The 14,590-nt window shown below is 73.9% G+C and carries 15 protein-coding genes and 1 pseudogene; 8 read left to right on the top strand and 8 right to left on the bottom strand.

Annotated features, from left to right (window positions below; genetic code table 11):
- Positions 1-350: pseudogene (locus ACWGN5_RS34575) on the top strand (hypothetical protein); the annotation flags it as partial.
- Here ACWGN5_RS34575 and ACWGN5_RS34580 read toward each other — a convergent pair.
- Together ACWGN5_RS34580 and ACWGN5_RS34585 are read right to left on the bottom strand one after the other, a co-directional pair.
- Complete coding sequence (locus ACWGN5_RS34580; protein ID WP_453522364.1) at positions 337-795, bottom strand: hypothetical protein; 459 nt, start codon at positions 793-795, stop codon at positions 337-339. The pseudogene ACWGN5_RS34575 and the gene ACWGN5_RS34580 sit on opposite strands and share 14 nt — an antisense overlap.
- A complete protein-coding gene (locus tag ACWGN5_RS34585; RefSeq protein WP_453522365.1) occupies positions 792-1,280 on the bottom strand; it encodes a hypothetical protein in 489 nt (162 codons plus the stop codon). The genes ACWGN5_RS34580 and ACWGN5_RS34585 overlap by 4 nt, the downstream gene beginning before the upstream one ends.
- A gap of 39 nt (positions 1,281-1,319) precedes the next feature.
- On the opposite strand from ACWGN5_RS34585, the gene ACWGN5_RS34590 reads away from it, so the two are divergent.
- Complete coding sequence (locus ACWGN5_RS34590) at positions 1,320-2,270, top strand: helix-turn-helix transcriptional regulator (protein ID WP_453522366.1); 951 nt, start codon at positions 1,320-1,322, stop codon at positions 2,268-2,270.
- Between the two features lie 23 nt (positions 2,271-2,293).
- On the opposite strand, the gene ACWGN5_RS34595 is transcribed toward ACWGN5_RS34590, so the two are convergent.
- The gene (locus ACWGN5_RS34595; protein WP_453522367.1) at positions 2,294-3,148 is read right to left on the bottom strand and encodes an NmrA family transcriptional regulator; all 855 of its coding nucleotides are present in this window, start codon (positions 3,146-3,148) and stop codon (positions 2,294-2,296) included.
- Between the two features lie 99 nt (positions 3,149-3,247).
- Between ACWGN5_RS34595 and ACWGN5_RS34600 the strand changes: the two genes are divergently transcribed.
- Positions 3,248-4,180 carry a cupin domain-containing protein gene (locus ACWGN5_RS34600; RefSeq protein ID WP_453522368.1) on the top strand — a complete coding sequence of 311 codons (933 nt, stop codon included), beginning with the start codon at positions 3,248-3,250 and terminating at the stop codon, positions 4,178-4,180.
- A 71-nt stretch (positions 4,181-4,251) separates the two neighbouring features.
- Positions 4,252-5,166, top strand: coding sequence for a class I SAM-dependent methyltransferase (locus tag ACWGN5_RS34605; protein WP_453522369.1), 915 nt, complete (start codon positions 4,252-4,254; stop codon positions 5,164-5,166).
- 18 nt (positions 5,167-5,184) lie between these two features.
- Here ACWGN5_RS34605 and ACWGN5_RS34610 read toward each other — a convergent pair whose 3' ends face one another.
- The gene (locus ACWGN5_RS34610; protein WP_453522370.1) at positions 5,185-5,649 is read right to left on the bottom strand and encodes an RICIN domain-containing protein; all 465 of its coding nucleotides are present in this window, start codon (positions 5,647-5,649) and stop codon (positions 5,185-5,187) included.
- A gap of 152 nt (positions 5,650-5,801) precedes the next feature.
- Here ACWGN5_RS34610 and ACWGN5_RS34615 point away from each other — a divergent pair, with 152 nt between their 5' ends.
- Positions 5,802-7,076, top strand: a complete 1,275-nt coding sequence (locus ACWGN5_RS34615) for an SUKH-4 family immunity protein (RefSeq protein ID WP_453522371.1) — start codon at positions 5,802-5,804, stop codon at positions 7,074-7,076.
- A gap of 89 nt (positions 7,077-7,165) precedes the next feature.
- On the opposite strand, the gene ACWGN5_RS34620 is transcribed toward ACWGN5_RS34615, so the two are convergent.
- From ACWGN5_RS34620 to ACWGN5_RS34630, 3 genes are all read right to left on the bottom strand, one after another.
- The gene (locus tag ACWGN5_RS34620) at positions 7,166-7,960 is read right to left on the bottom strand and encodes an aldo/keto reductase (RefSeq protein WP_453522392.1); all 795 of its coding nucleotides are present in this window, start codon (positions 7,958-7,960) and stop codon (positions 7,166-7,168) included.
- A 271-nt stretch (positions 7,961-8,231) separates the two neighbouring features.
- Positions 8,232-10,055, bottom strand: a complete 1,824-nt coding sequence (locus ACWGN5_RS34625; RefSeq protein WP_453522372.1) for an AMP-dependent synthetase/ligase — start codon at positions 10,053-10,055, stop codon at positions 8,232-8,234.
- A gap of 448 nt (positions 10,056-10,503) precedes the next feature.
- Positions 10,504-11,370: a LysR substrate-binding domain-containing protein gene (locus ACWGN5_RS34630; RefSeq protein ID WP_369147490.1), complete on the bottom strand. Its 867-nt coding sequence runs from the start codon at positions 11,368-11,370 to the stop codon at positions 10,504-10,506.
- Between the two features lie 113 nt (positions 11,371-11,483).
- Here ACWGN5_RS34630 and ACWGN5_RS34635 point away from each other — a divergent pair, with 113 nt between their 5' ends.
- Genes ACWGN5_RS34635 through ACWGN5_RS34645 form a run of 3 tightly spaced genes read left to right on the top strand, consistent with a single transcriptional unit; the run spans position 11,484 to position 13,514 of the window.
- Entirely contained in the window at positions 11,484-12,584 is a 1,101-nt protein-coding gene (locus tag ACWGN5_RS34635) for a bile acid:sodium symporter family protein (RefSeq protein WP_453522373.1), read from the top strand.
- A 28-nt stretch (positions 12,585-12,612) separates the two neighbouring features.
- The gene (locus ACWGN5_RS34640; RefSeq protein ID WP_453522374.1) at positions 12,613-13,134 is read left to right on the top strand and encodes an isochorismatase family protein; all 522 of its coding nucleotides are present in this window, start codon (positions 12,613-12,615) and stop codon (positions 13,132-13,134) included.
- Positions 13,131-13,514, top strand: a complete 384-nt coding sequence (locus ACWGN5_RS34645; RefSeq protein WP_041132075.1) for a hypothetical protein — start codon at positions 13,131-13,133, stop codon at positions 13,512-13,514. Before ACWGN5_RS34640 ends, ACWGN5_RS34645 begins: the two co-directional genes overlap by 4 nt.
- A gap of 33 nt (positions 13,515-13,547) precedes the next feature.
- On the opposite strand, the gene fdhD is transcribed toward ACWGN5_RS34645, so the two are convergent.
- Entirely contained in the window at positions 13,548-14,384 is an 837-nt protein-coding gene (fdhD, locus tag ACWGN5_RS34650; protein WP_453522375.1) for a formate dehydrogenase accessory sulfurtransferase FdhD, read from the bottom strand.
- Positions 14,385-14,590 lie beyond the last annotated feature (206 nt).

Raw genomic sequence — 14,590 nt, forward strand, 5'->3', positions numbered from 1 at the left:
CCCCTGGTGACGGCGCCGTCGTGGTGCGGGCCAGGGCGCGAGAGCCTCGGGCGCCGGCGGGGGCGCCGTCCGTTGTGCCCACCCGTTCCGCCCTGCGGAACGATTGCCCACAACGGCGGGGCCACCGTCGCCTCGACCCCGCCCCCGGCACCCGCTTCACCGGCCACGGACAGGGCAGCACCCCGCGCGACACCGTCCGGAAGCTGCGCGCCGGATACTTCGCCTCCTGGTTCGACGGCGACCCGGCGACCACCGAGACCCTCGCGGCAGCGCTGTCCGCGCTCCCGGACCAGGACCGCCCCCGAGCCGACCCCCGTTACCGGCTCGCGAGCTTCGTCAGGCGCGGTTGAACTCCATCACCCAGTTCGTCACCCACGCGTCGGTGCCCAGCACCGCGAAGGCCTGCTCCCAGCGGGCCGTGTCCGCCGTGATCCCCGACCACCGGAACCGCACCCGGACCGGCCGTCCCTCGTAGGAGTCGGTGCCGTGGAACTCGCCCGTCCCGTCGTCCGCGAACCTGCCCCGTACCGGCGGATCCAGCCTGCCCGTACGGCTGTTGGACCAGTTCAGCGTCCACTCGCCCGTCTCCGGCTCGTACAGCCGCAGCGTCAGCCCGCTGAACCCCTCGGACGGGAAGACGATCTCGTCCACGTGCGCCCGGCCGTCCCAGTACAGCGCGCCGGTCGTGTGCCCCTCGAACTCCTTCCACCCGCTCTCCGGGTCGAGGAAGTCGGCGAGCCGCCGGTTGCGGACCTGCCACCGGCCGTCGAGGAAGGAGAAGCCGTCGGCGGTCACGCGCGGCCTCCCGTCGTACCGGAGGGCAGCGCGTCCGCGAGGTAGCCGGCCAGGTCCGGCGCATCCGGCGCCAGCATGTGCCGTACCCAGGCGTCCCGTTCGTGCCCGAGCGGAGCCAGCTCCCACACGCAGCCGATCCACTGGCGCGCGGCCGGGTCGGTGCGGACGAAGTGCGTCGGGTCGGTGTCCGGGCAGTCCAGGGCGGGCTGGCCGGCCGCCGCGCCACCGAAGTGGATGACGTTGTCCCAGGCCCAGCTGTACACGTTGAGGTACGCTCCACTGTCACCGCCGCGGTGCAGCACCACGAAGCTCGCCGGCGGGGTGCCGTCCGGCTCCGGAAGGAGCTCGGGGAGCACGGCGTACGCCGCCTTCTCCACCTCGGGTTCGATGCCCGCCGGGTCGGCGGTGACGTGGTAGCGCTTGATGTGCCGGCCGGCGATCACGACCGGCTCCAGGACGAAGAGGTTCTTCTCTGCGAAAGCCATGACTGGACTGTAGGAGCGCTTCACTGACACCTTGTGTCAGTGAAGTCCAGCCGACTCCTGTCGATCCTCCTGCTGCTCCAGACGCGCGGCCGGATGACCGCCGCCCAGCTCGCCGAGGAGCTGGAGGTCTCCGTCCGCACCGTCTACCGCTACGTCGAGTCGCTGCACGCCGCCGGCGTGCCGCTCTACGGGGACGCCGGGCACCGCGGCGGTTACCAGCTGCTCGCCGGCCACCGCTCCCGCCTCACCGACCTGTGCGTCCGCGAGGCCGAGGCCCTGGTGCTCGCCGGGCTGCCGGTCGCCGCCGACGAGCTCGGGCTCGGTGCCCACTTCGCCGACGCCCAGCTGAAGCTGCGGGCCGCGCTGCCGGCGCCGTTGCGGGAGCATGTCGACCGGCTGCGGACCCGTTTCCACATCGACGCACCCGGCTGGTACTCCGAGGACAGCGAGGCCCCGTTCCTGCCGCAGATCGCCGACGCCGTCCGCACCGGACGCGTCCTGGAGGTCCGCTACCGGCGCTGGAAGGAACCGACGGACGTCGACCGGCGCCTCGAGCCGTACGGGCTCGTCCTCAAGGCCGGCCGCTGGTACCTGATCGCCGCACCCGGACCCCGCACCTACCGCGTCGACCAGATCCTCGCCCTCACCGTCACCGACGAGGAGGCCACCGTCCCGGACGACTTCGACCTCGCCGCGCACTGGCGGGCCGGCCAGGAGGACTTCCACCGGCGGCTCCACCAGGGCGAGGCCCTCGTACGGATCTCCCCGGGCGGCGCCGCCCGCCTCACCGGCGCCGCCGCCCGGGCACTCGCCGCCACCGGCACCCCCGAACCCGACGGCTGGACGCGCGCCACCCTCCCCGTCGAGACGCCGGAACACGCCCACGACACCTTCCTCGGGCTCGGCGCGGAGGTGGAGGTCCTCGCCCCCGAGGACCTCCGCGACCGCATCGCCGCCACCGTACGGACCCTGTCCGCGCGGTACGCCTGAACGCGCACGGCCGGACGGGCCTCTCAGGTCCAGGGCCAGCCCCACGTCTCCGCCGCGAACTCGGCGAAGGAGCGCGGCTCCCGGCCCAGGATCCGCTTCACCCCGTCCGTCGCCGAGGCGTTGTGCCCGTCGAGGAGCGTCGCGAACAGCGCCGCCAGCCACTCCGCCTCCGGGGCCGGAAGCCCGAACCCGCCGAGCAGACCGGCGTATTCGGCCTCCGACACCGCCTCGTACACCACCGGTCGGCCCGAGGCGCGGGAGATCTCCGCCGCCACCTCGGCGAAGCCCACCGGCCGGGGACCCGTCACCTCGTGCACCCGCCCCGCGTGCCCGTCCGCCGTCAGGGTCTCGACGACGACGTCCGCCAGATCGTCCGCGTCGATGAACGGCTCGGCCATGTCCCCGGCCGGGAACACCACCGCGCCCTCCGCGACGCCCTCCGCGAGCAGCCCCTCGGAGAAGTTCTGCGCGAAGAACGAGGCCCGTACGACCGTCAGTTCGGCCCCGGAGGCCGCCGCCCGCAGCGCCTCCTCCGCCAGGACGGCCTCCGGCTCGCCGCGCCCGGAGAGCAGGGTGAGCCGCCGGACCCCGTGCTCCACGGCGAGCCGGCCGAAGGCCTCCATCGCCCCGACCGCCCCCGGGGCGGCCAGGTCCGGGTAGTAGGCCACGTACGCGGCGTCCGCGCCCCGCAGCGCGGGCCCCCAGGTCTCCGGGGCCTCCCAGTCGAAGACGGTCTCCCCGCTCCGGGACCCGGCCCGCACCGTCAGGCCGCGGGCGGCAAGACGCTCGGCCACCCGCCGCCCGGTCTTGCCGGTGGCGCTCGTCACCAGGACCGTCGTGTTCTGCGTGTTCTGCGTGCTGTTCGTCTGCGTCGTCATGGCTCAAGACTCCCGCCCGGAGAGCCGTCCGCCCATGCTGCACCGTCTCACCCGCCTACGCCTGCGTCTCAGGCCCGGAACGCCCTACGCTTGCGCTCCATGGACGCACTCGCCGGACTCCTCGACGGGCCACGCGCCAAGGGCGCCTTCCTGCTCCGCATGATCATGGAACCGCCGTGGTCCGTACGCATCGAGGACGAGGCCCCGGTCTGCCTCATGTGCGTCACCGAGGGCGAGGCCTGGATCGTCCCCGACACCGGCACTCCCGTCCTGCTCCGCCCCGGGGACATCGCCATCGCCCGCGGCCCCCAGCCGTACACCGTCGCCCACACCCCCGACGCCCCGCCCCGCGCCAGGATCGGCCCCGACGGCCGCTGCACCACCCTCACCGGGGAGCCGCTCGCCCAGTCCATGCACCTCGGCGTCCGCACCTGGGGCAACGCCCCCGACGGCGGCACCACCGTCCTCGTCGGCACCTACCTGATGGACGGCGAGGTCGGCCGCAGACTCCTCGACGCCCTGCCCGGCCTGGCGCACCTGCCCGCCGAGGTGTGGAACTGCCCCCTCATGCCCTTCCTCGACGAGGAGATCTCCCGCGACGAACCCGGTCAGAGCGTCGTCCTCGACCGGGTCCTCGACCTGCTGCTCATCGCCGCCGTCCGCGCCTGGTTCTCCCGGCCCGGGGCCGAGGCGCCCGCCTGGTACCGCGCGATGGGCGACCCGGTGGTCGGCCGGGCGCTCCGGCTGCTCCAGAACGACCCCGCCCACCCGTGGACCGTCGCCTCGCTCGCCGCGAAGGCGGGGGTGTCCCGGGCCGCGCTCGCCCGCCGGTTCACCGAACTCGTCGGGGAGCCTCCGATGGCGTACCTCACCGGCTGGCGGCTCGCGCTCGCCGCCGATCTGCTGCGCGAGTCGGACGCCACGGTCGAGTCCGTCGCCCGGCAGGTCGGCTACAGCGGCGCGTTCGCGCTGAGCGCCGCCTTCAAACGGGTACGGGGCCTCAGCCCGCAGGAACACCGGAGCCGCAGCTGACGGCAACGGCCGCTGTTGCCGGACCGGCAACATTTCTCGCGTGCGCGGCCGTCCCGTCGCACCCTGGAGCCATGAGCCAGCATCACGCGTCCCACCACGGCCACCAGCACGGCACCGGTCACGACCGGCAGCCCCACGACCACACCCACCTCGACTGGAGCGAGATGGCTCCGCTCCTGGAGCGGCAGGCCGAGATCGCGAGCCCCGCCTACGCGGAGGCCGCCGCCTGGCTGGGCACCCTCGCGCCGGTGCAGGGCGTCCGCCGGATCCTCGACGTCGGCGCCGGTCCCGGCGTGGTGACCAGCCTGCTCGCCGAGGCGTTCCCGGCCGCCGAGGCCGTCGCCGTCGACGGCGCCCCCGAACTCCTGGCCCTGGCCAGGGCCCGCGCCGAGGCCCGTCACCTCGGCAACAGGGTCTCCACCCTGCACGCCGAACTCCCGGAAGCGATCGGCACCCTGGGGTCGGCCGACCTCATCTGGGCGGGCAACTCCCTGCACCACATGGGCGACCAGAGCGCCGCGCTCGCCGAGTTCGCCGGCATCCTGAACCCCGGCGGGCTGATCGTCCTCGTCGAGGGCGGGCTGCCCCGGCGGCACCTGCCCCAGCACATCGGGATCGGCAGGCCCGGACTCGAGGCCCGGCTCGACGCCGTCCACGCCGACTGGTTCGGCGAGATGCGCGCCGAACTGCCCGGGGCCAAGGACGAGCCGGACGACTGGCGGGCCCTGCTCGCCGGCGCCGGTCTCACCCCGGCCGGCACCCGCACGTTCCTCGTGGACGTCCCCGCGCCGGTGTCCCCGGCCGTACGGGAACTGGCCCTCGCCCACTACGAGCGCCTGCGGGACGGCCTGGCCGCCCGGATCGACGCCGACGACAAGGAGACCCTCGACCGGCTCCTCGACCCGGCCGACGCCCTGTCCCTGCACCACCGCACGGACCTGTTCCACCTCACCGCCCACACCGTGCACACCGCCCGCAAGGGCTGAGCCCGCACCGGGCCCGGGTCAGGACACCGGCTCAAGCCGCCACCACTGGAACGGCGAGTCGGTGTCCTCCCACTGCCGGACGTTCCCCCCGTCCTCCTCCGACGCGTCGGCGACCTCCAGGAACAGGCCGCTGACGAAGCTCACCAGGGCCACCGTCCCCGGCGACTGGACGTCCTGCTCGATGATCCACTCCTGCGCGCCGAAGTTGTTGGGTCTCCACTGCTGGATGCCGGCGCCGTTCTCCGTGGACGCGTTCGCCACGTCGAGCCGTTTGCCGCTGGCCGCGTTGACCAGGTGGTAGAGGCCGCCGCCGTTCGGCACGGGCGTGATGTGCCAGTGCTGTCCGGGAGTTCCGTTCCCGGTGGCCTGCTGCACCTTCGCGCCGCTGCGGCTCGACCCCTGGTACACCTCAAGGAGCAGCCCGCTGGCCACGTTCCGCACCCGGTAGAGGCCCTCCTCGACGGGCTCCGGGGCACCGCTCACCGTACCGACTCCTTCTCCTCGCCCAGCAGTCGCACCGCGCGGCCGTCACCACCGCGCGCACCCCTCGGGGGCGTCTTCGACTCTACGTCCCGGGTACGACAACGGCCCCGGCCGCCGACCGGCCCGGCGCGACCGGCTGGCACGATGGGCCGGTGACCGATCCTGATCTCCGTACCCTGCTCGACGACCCCGCCGACGTCCTGCGCCACGACCGCGCCGAGCTCCGCGCCCGCCTCGACGCCCTGCCGGAGGAGCAGGGCGGCGTCGGCCGCGAGGTGTTCACCCAGGCCGAGGCGGTGTTCGGCTGCGCCCCCGTCACCGCGGCCGAGTTCGCCTCCTGGCTGCACTTCGCGGCGACCGTCCTCGGCCACCGCGAGTACGCCCAGCGTGTCGCGGCCGCCGAACCGGGGCTGCCGTGGCGGACGGTGTGGGCCTGGTGGCGGCCGGTCGGCGCCCACGAGGCCGCGCCGAACCTCAGCGGCGACCGCTCCGCCGAGGTGTACGAGGCCGGGGGCACCCCGCTCCTCAAGGTCTGGGCCCTGTGGTGCGAGGACACCTGGTTCGACCTGGCGACCGGCCGGCCCCGGCCCGCCCCCGCCGAGGGCACCGCCGAACCGTACGAGGAGCACGAGCCGGACGGGCCCTGGCTGTTCGACGGCGACGACGCGTCCTGGGCGCTGCGCGCCCCCGACGCCTGGGAGGAGCCGATCCCGCTGGACGGCGGCCGCTACGTCTTCCTCGACGCGCGCGGGGTCGCCGTGGTCGAGCAGAACGACACGGCCCTCGCCGACTGGCCGACGGGCGGGGCCGATTCCTCCGCCCCGGCGCCCGCGGACGGCGGCCCGTGGTTCCGGCCCGGCACGAGGAACGCGGACGGGCCGCTCACCGCGGCCCGCCTCGACGGCGTCTTCGGCGCCTCCGAGGTGCTCCGCGTCCCGGCGGCCGAACTGCCCGCCGCCCTCACGCACGCACCGACCAGGACGCTGCTCACCGAGGCCGGACTGCCCCGCCGCTGGGGGGCCGGCGTCACGTCCTTCGCCCTCGCGGACGAGCCGCTGGCCCCGGGCCCCGAAGGCCTGCTGCGCGTCGGGGAGTTCGACCTCGGGTACTGCGATCCCGGGGAGGTCTTCGTCCACCCCGGGACCGGCGCCGTCGGCCTGCGGCAGCCGGACGGCAGCCACGGCCCCGGCGGCGACGCCGTCTTCCCGCTCGTCCGCGACCTGGAGTCCTTCGTCCGGTTCCTGGAGGGCGTCCGCCGGCACATGGGCGCCTGCTGGGACCCGTACCCGGGAGAGGAGGGCGTGAAGACGTTCCTCCGGGAGATGACGGAGGTGGACGCCGGGGCGCTGGCCGACGGCGCGCCCGGCGCCGAGGTGTGGGAGCACCTCTTCGCCTCGATCACCGAACTCGGCGTGGACGGTTACTGAGGAGGGGCGCCGCGGAGGCGGCGCGCCGCACGGCCGCCGAGCCGACGCACCGCCGAAGCGGCGCGCCGGCCCCACCCGTTCCGTCTCCTTCAGGCGCCGACGTTGAACTCCGCCGGGTTCGGGCCCAGTCGGCGGCTCTCGTCGAGGGCGGCGATCGCCGCCAGGTCCTCGGCGTCCAGCTCGAAGCCGAAGACGTCGATGTTCTCCCGGATCCGCGAGGGGGTGACCGACTTCGGGATCACCACGTTCCCCAGCTGGAGGTGCCAGCGCAGCACCACCTGGGCCGGCGTCCGCCCGTGCTTGCGGCCGATCGCGACGATCGCCGGGACGTCCAGGAGCCCCCGGCCCTGGCCGAGCGGCGACCACGCCTCGGTCGCGATGCCGTACCCGGCGTGCGCCGCACGCGACTCGGCCTGCGCGAGCTGCGGGTGCAGCTCGATCTGGTTGACGGCGGGCACGACCGAGGTCTCGCCGATCAGCCGCTCCAGGTGCTCCGGAAGGAAGTTGGAGACGCCGATCGCCCGGGCGCGGCCGTCCGCGAGGATCTTCTCGAACGCGCGGTACGTGTCGACGTACGCGTCCTTCGCCGGCACGGGCCAGTGGATCAGGTACAGGTCGACGTGGTCGAGGCCCAGCTTGTCGAGGGAGGCGTCGAAGGCGCGCAGCGTCGAGTCGTAGCCCTGCTCGCTGTTCCACAGCTTCGTGGTGATGAACAGCTCGTCGCGGGCGATCCCCGACTCGGCGACGGCACGGCCCGTGCCCCGCTCGTTCTCGTAGATCGCGGCGGTGTCGATCGAGCGGTACCCGGCCTCCAGGGCCGTCGCCACGGCCGCCGTCGCCTCGTCGTCCGGCACCTGCCAGACACCGAAGCCCAGCTGCGGCATGCTCACGCCGTTGTTCAGGGTGACCGAGGGAACGTTGCTGTCCGTGCTCACGTGGGGTGGATCCTTACGTCGTCGCGGGTCGAACGGGGGCCCGGGAAATTCGGGTACTCCCCATGTCAACGATCACAGACCGCCCCGCATTCCGGCCGCCGCACGGCCCCCGTCAGCCGTACAGCGGCTCGCGTCGGCCGTATAGCGGCCCCCCCCGCAAGCCCTACGGCGACTCCCGTCAGCCGTGCAGCGACCCCCGTCAGTCGTACAGCGACTCCCGTCAGCCGTACAGCGCCGCGACCTCCGCCGCGTACGCCCGTTCGATCGCCTTGCGCTTCAGCTTCAGCGAGGGCGTGAGCAGCCCGTGCTCCTCGCTGAACGGATGCGCCAGGATCCGGAACGTCCGGATCGACTCCGCCTGCGAGACCAGCGTGTTCGCCGCCACCACCCCGCGCCGGATCTCGGTCTCCAGGGCGGGGTCGCGGACCAGCTCCGCCGGGGGTAGCGGGGCCCGCCCCTGCATCGCCAGCCAGTGCTCCACGGCCTCGTGGTCGACCGTCACGAGCGCGGCGATGTACGGGCGGTCGTTGCCGACCACGATGCACTGGGCGATCAGCGGATGCGCCCGCACCCGCTCCTCCAGGGCGGTGGGGGAGACGCTCTTGCCGCCCGAGGTCACCAGGATCTCCTTCTTCCGCCCGGTGATCGTCAGATAGCCGTCCGCGTCGAGCGCGCCGATGTCGCCGGTGGCCAGCCAGCCGTCGTTGAGGACGGCGGCCGTCGCCTCCGGGGCGTTCAGATAGCCGGAGAAGACCTGGCCGCCGTGCAGCCACACCTCGCCGTCCTCCGCGATGTGGACCGTCGTCCCCGGGACCGGCTGGCCCACGGTGCCGTACTTGGTCCGCCCGGGCGGGTTCGCCGTGGCGGCGGCCGAGGACTCGGTGAGGCCGTAGCCCTCGAAGACCGTGACCCCCGCCCCCGCGAAGAACAGTCCCTGCCGGCGGTCCATCGCCGAACCGCCCGACATCGCGTGCCGCACCCGCCCGCCCAGGGCCGCCCGCACCTTGACGTATACCGTCTTCTCGAAGAACTGGTGCTGCACCCGCAGCGCCGCCGACGGCCCCGGACCGGTCCCGAAGGCCTTCTGCTCCAGCGCCTCCGCGTAGGCGACCGCCACCTCGACCGCCTTGTCGAAGGGGCCCGCCTTCCCCTCGCTCTCCGCCTTGCGGCGGGCCGCGTGGAAGACCTTCTCGAAGACGTACGGCACGGCGAGCACGAAGCTCGGCCGGAACGCCACCAGGTCCGGGAGCAGTTCGGCCGCCGCCATCACCGGCTGGTGCCCCAGCTTCACCCCGCCGCGGACCGCCGCGACCTCCACCATCCGCCCGAAGACGTGCGCGAGCGGCAGGAACAGCAGCGTCGACGCCTGCTCGTCGGGGCGCGAGCGGAACACCGGCTCCCAGCGGCCCATCACCATGTCCGTCTCGAACATCAGGTTCGCGTGGGTGATCACACAGCCCTTGGGGCGGCCGGTCGTCCCCGAGGTGTAGATGATCGTCGCGACCGTCTCCGGGGTCACCGCCCGCCGGTGCCGGTGCACGACCTCCTCGTCGATCCCCGTGCCCGCCGCCGTCAGCTCGCCCACCGCGTCCGCGTCCAGCTGCCACAGCCGCTGGAGCCGGGGCAGCCGGTCGATCACCGAGCCGATCGTCATCGCGTGGTCCTCGTGCTCCACCACGCAGGCCGTGACCTCGGCGTCGTGCAGCATCCAGAAGACCTGCTCGGCGGAGGAGGTCGGATAGACCGGCACCGGCTGCGCGCCCAGCGTCCACAGCGCGAAGTCGAAGAGCGTCCACTCGTACCGGGTCCTGGCCATGAGCGCGACCCGGTCGCCGAACCGCACGCCCTCCGCGATCAGCCCCTTCGCCAGCGCCAGGACCTCGTCCCGGAACCGCGCGGCGGTCACGTCGTGCCACTGCCCGTCGGGGCCCTTGCGGCCGAGGACGATCCGGTCCGGCTCGGCGAGGCCGCGGTCGAACACGGCGTCCGCCAGACCGCCGACCTGAGGCGCCGCCTCGACGGGCGGCACGGTGAACTCGCGCACTGACCTGCTCCTCGACGGCTCGTGGCTGGAAAAGCCCGTTGTCGCACTCCGTACGGCGCCGGTGACGGTACCCCACCCGCCCGGCCGGGGGGAGGGCCTTCACCAAGCCGGGACATTCCGCGTTCGTACAGGTCAGGGCCGGTGAGGCGGCCAAGTCGTGGGTGTCCTCGGGGCATTGCCGACCGGACGGTACGTCCTCCGGGGCCGAATCTCCACGGAATCTGTACGGCCCGCTCACGCCCCCACCCCCGAAGCGCCGCCGTGGCGGCTTCTCGCCCCACCGGCGCCCCAGGCGCCGCAAGCGGTTACCGACGGTTCGGCGTGGTGGGCGCAGCCGGTCGGCACGGGTTCAGCGCGGCCGGTGCAGCCGGTCGGCACGGGTTCAGCGCGGCCGGTGCAGCCGGTCGGCACGGGTTCAGCGCGGCCGGTGCGGCCGGCCGGCACGGGTTCAACGCGGCCGGTGCAGTCGGTCGCCGCCCGCCAGGATCGCCTCCGCGAGCGCGTCCGCCGCCTCCTGGGTCTCCCCGCCCCTGCGCCCCTTGCGCAGCACGAACCCCACGTCCCCCAGCTCCGGAAGCCCCGCACGGGCCGGCACCGGGACGAGCCCCGGCGGCACCAGGCCCCGCGTGTGCGCCATCACCCCGAGCCCCGCACGGGCCGCCGCCACGTTCGCGCTCAGGCTGGAACTCGTGCACGCGATCCGCCACGCCCTGCCCTGCGCCTCCAGCGCCTCCAGGGCCCGCGCCCGGGTGATCCCCGGCGGCGGGTACAGGATCAGCGGCACCGGCCGGTCCGGATCGAGCCGCAGCCCCGGCGCCCCGATCCAGATGAGCGTGTCCTCCCAGACGAGCCGCCCCTCGCTCTCCGCCCCGCGCCGCTTGGCCAGGATCAGATCGAGCCGCCCGGCGGCGAGCCGCGCCTGGAGCGTCCCGGACAGTTCGACCGTCAGCTCCAGATCGACCTCGGGATGCTCACGCCGGAAGGACTCCAGGATCTCCGGCAGCCGCGTCGTCACGAAGTCCTCCGAAGCACCGAACCGCAGCCGCCCCCGCAGCCGGGTCCCGCCGAAGAAGGCCGCCGCCCGCTCGTGCGCCTGGAGGATCGTGCGCGCGAACCCGAGCATCGCCTCGCCGTCCTCCGTCAGCTCCACGCGATGCGTGTCCCGCGCGAACAGCGGCCGGCCCGTCGCCTCCTCCAGGCGCCGCACGTGCTGGCTGACAGTCGACTGGCGCAGCCCGAGACGGTCCGCGGCCCGCGTGAAGCTCAGCGTCTGGGCCACGGCGAGGAAGGTGCGCAGTTGCGTGGGCTCGTACACCCTCCGACGCTATCGCGAAACGTGATGACAGTCAGAGCACTGTACGGGATTCCCGATCACCGGCGCCTGGAGCAGGATGGACACGCGCGACCCCCGTAGGAGCACAGGAGCCCATGACCCCCCGCACGCCCGGCCGCACCGCCGCCCGCCGCCCCCTCCGCCTGCCGTCCTGGCTGCCCGTCGACGGCTACGTCCTCGCGCTCCTCGGCACGGTCGCGCTCGCCGCGCTCCTCCCCGCCTCCGGGGCCGCCGCGACGGTCACGGAAGGCGCGTCGACCGGGGCCGTCGCCCTGCTCTTCTTCCTCTACGGCGCCCGGCTCTCCACCCGCGAAGCCCTCGACGGCCTCAAGCACTGGCGGCTCCACCTCACCGTCCTCGGCTGCACCTTCCTGCTCTTCCCGCTCCTCGGCCTCGCCGCCCGCGGCCTCGTCCCCGGCGTCCTCACCCCCCAGCTCTACAGCGGCTTCCTCTTCCTCTGCCTGGTGCCCTCCACCATCCAGTCCTCCATCGCCTTCACCTCGATCGCCCGGGGCAACGTGCCCGCCGCGATCTGCGCCGGCTCGTTCTCCTCCCTCGCCGGCATCGTCCTCACCCCGCTGCTCGCGGCCCTGCTCCTCGGCAACAGCGCCGGCGGCCTCTCCGCCGACGGGCTCCTGAAGATCGTCCTCCAGCTCCTCGTACCGTTCCTGACCGGGCAGTTCCTGCGCCGCTGGGTCGGAGGCTTCCTCGTCCGGCACAAGAAGGTCCTCGGATACGTCGACCGCGGCTCGATCCTCCTCGTCGTCCACACCGCCTTCAGCCAGGGCATGGTCGCCGGCATCTGGCACCTGGTGACCCCCGCGCGGCTCGCCGCGCTCCTCGCCGTCGAGGCCGTACTCCTCGCGGTCATGCTGGCCCTGACCTGGTACGGAGCCCGCCGTCTCGGCTTCGACCGGGCCGACCGGATCGCGATCCAGTTCGCCGGCTCCAAGAAGAGCCTCGCCGCCGGGCTGCCGATGGCGAGCGTCCTCTTCGGCCCGCAGGCCTCCCTCGCCGTCCTCCCGCTGATGCTCTTCCACCAGATGCAGCTGATGGTCTGCGCGGTCATCGCGAAGCGCCGTTCGAGGGACCCCGAGGCCACCGGTCCGCAGGCCGCCCCGGCGCCGGGGACCGGCCCCGAGACCGCGGCCCCCGGAGCCGTACACGGCCCCGAGGTGCCCACGCCGGGCACCTGATGATCATCCGGGCCGCTACGGTGCTCCCATGCCCGCACTCGATCCCGGCCGCACCGCGCTCGTCCTCGTCGACCTGATGGAACGCATCGTCGCGCTGCCCCTCGCCCCCCGCCCCGGCACCGACGTCCTCACCGCCGCCGCCCGGCTCGCCGACACCTTCCGGACCGCCGGCGCGCCCGTCGTCCACATCCGCGTCGAGCGGCCGAACGTCGACACCCAGCCGCCCGGCAGCGACCTCGTCCCCGACCTCGTCCGGGACGGCGACCCCGTCGTCGTCAAGCGCACCATCGGCGGCTTCCAGGACACCGGACTCCACGAGCTGCTCGCCGGACTCGGCGCCACCACCCTCGTCCTCGGCGGCATCGCCACCAACCTCGGCGTCGAGTCCACCGCCCGCGCCGCCTGCGACCTGGGCTACGACCTCGTCTTCGCCGAGGACGCCATGTCCGCCCTCACCGCCGACGAGCACCGCGCCTCCGTCGACCTGGACTTCCCGCGCCTCGGCACGGTCGCCCCCGTCGCCGCGATCACCCTGGACGGCCCCGAGTGACCCGCGTGCCGATACGGTACGGGGCCCGCCCCTGCTCCCTCGTCGTCTGCCGGGGCTGCTGCTGCGGAGACCCCCGCAAGAACCCCGGCATGGACCACGCCGGGCAGCTCGCCCGCCTCCGCGAGGCCGCCGCGGCCTCCGGAGGCCGGCTGCTCGTCCGTACCAGCGACTGCCTCGGCCCCTGCGCGCAGGCCAACGTCCTCGTGGTCCAGCCGTCCACCGAGGGCCGGCGCAGGGGCGGCCGGGCCGCCTGGATCGGCTGGAGCGCCGACGAGGACTGCCTCGACGAGGTCCTCGCCTGGACGGCCGCCGGCGGCCCCGGCGTCGTACCGCCCCCGGCCACCCTCGAACTCCAGATGATCGACCCGCCCAAGAACTAGGCCCTTCTCCGGCGGATCAGGGCCGGACAGGACCTACGGCGCCGTCACATCGATCCGGTGCTCGCCCGCGTACACGTTCATGTCCGGCCCGCGCAGGAAGCCGACCAGCGTCAGGCCCGTCTCGGCGGCCAGGTCCACGGCCAGCGAGGACGGCGCGGACACCGCGGCGAGCACCGGGATCCCCGCCATCACCGCCTTCTGCGCCAGTTCGAACGAAGCCCGCCCCGACACCAGCAGCACCGCACGCTCCAGCGGCAGCAGCCCCTCCCGCAGCGCCCGCCCCACCAGCTTGTCCACGGCGTTGTGCCGGCCCACGTCCTCCCGTACGTCCAGCAGCTCGCCGTCCTCCGTGAACAGCGCCGCCGCGTGCAGACCGCCCGTCGAGTCGAACACCCGCTGCGCCGCCCGCAGCCGCTCCGGCAGCACCGAGAGCAGCTCGGGGGCGATCCGCAGCGGGGGAGTGTCGGCGATCGGGAAACGGGCCGTGGTGCGGACCGCGTCCAGGCTGGCCTTGCCGCACAGCCCGCACGAGGACGTCGTGTACACGTTCCGCTCAAGGGTGATGTCCGGGACCTCCACCCCGGGAGCCAGCTGCACGTCCACCACGTTGTACGTGTTCCGGCCGTCGTCCGTGGCGCCCGCGCAGTACACGATGTTCCGCACGTCCGAAGCCGCCGCCAGAACCCCCTCGCTCACCAGGAAACCCGCCGCCAGCGCGAAGTCGTCGCCCGGCGTCCGCATGGTGATCGCGATCGGCCGCCCGTTCAGCCGGATCTCCAGCGGCTCCTCCGCCACCAGCGTGTCCGGCCGTGTGCCGACCGCACCGCCCCGGATCCGCAGGACACGCCGTCGCTCGGTGACCCGTCCCATCGTGACCGCACTCGATTCTCTCCGCAGGGAAGGCCGGGAAGGCCCTGACCGCCCCATTCTCCGCCACGCCCCACCCCCGCACGCGCCGCCGCGCACCCCGCCCGCCCCCGGCCCGTTGTCACGGTCGGCCAAGCGATTCGGGGGAATGTTGGTGGTTTACGTCACCTGTTACTGATCAGTCGCTGGCAAGACTGGGGGGTCCTGCC

The organism is Streptomyces sp. NPDC055815 (genome assembly GCF_053616475.1).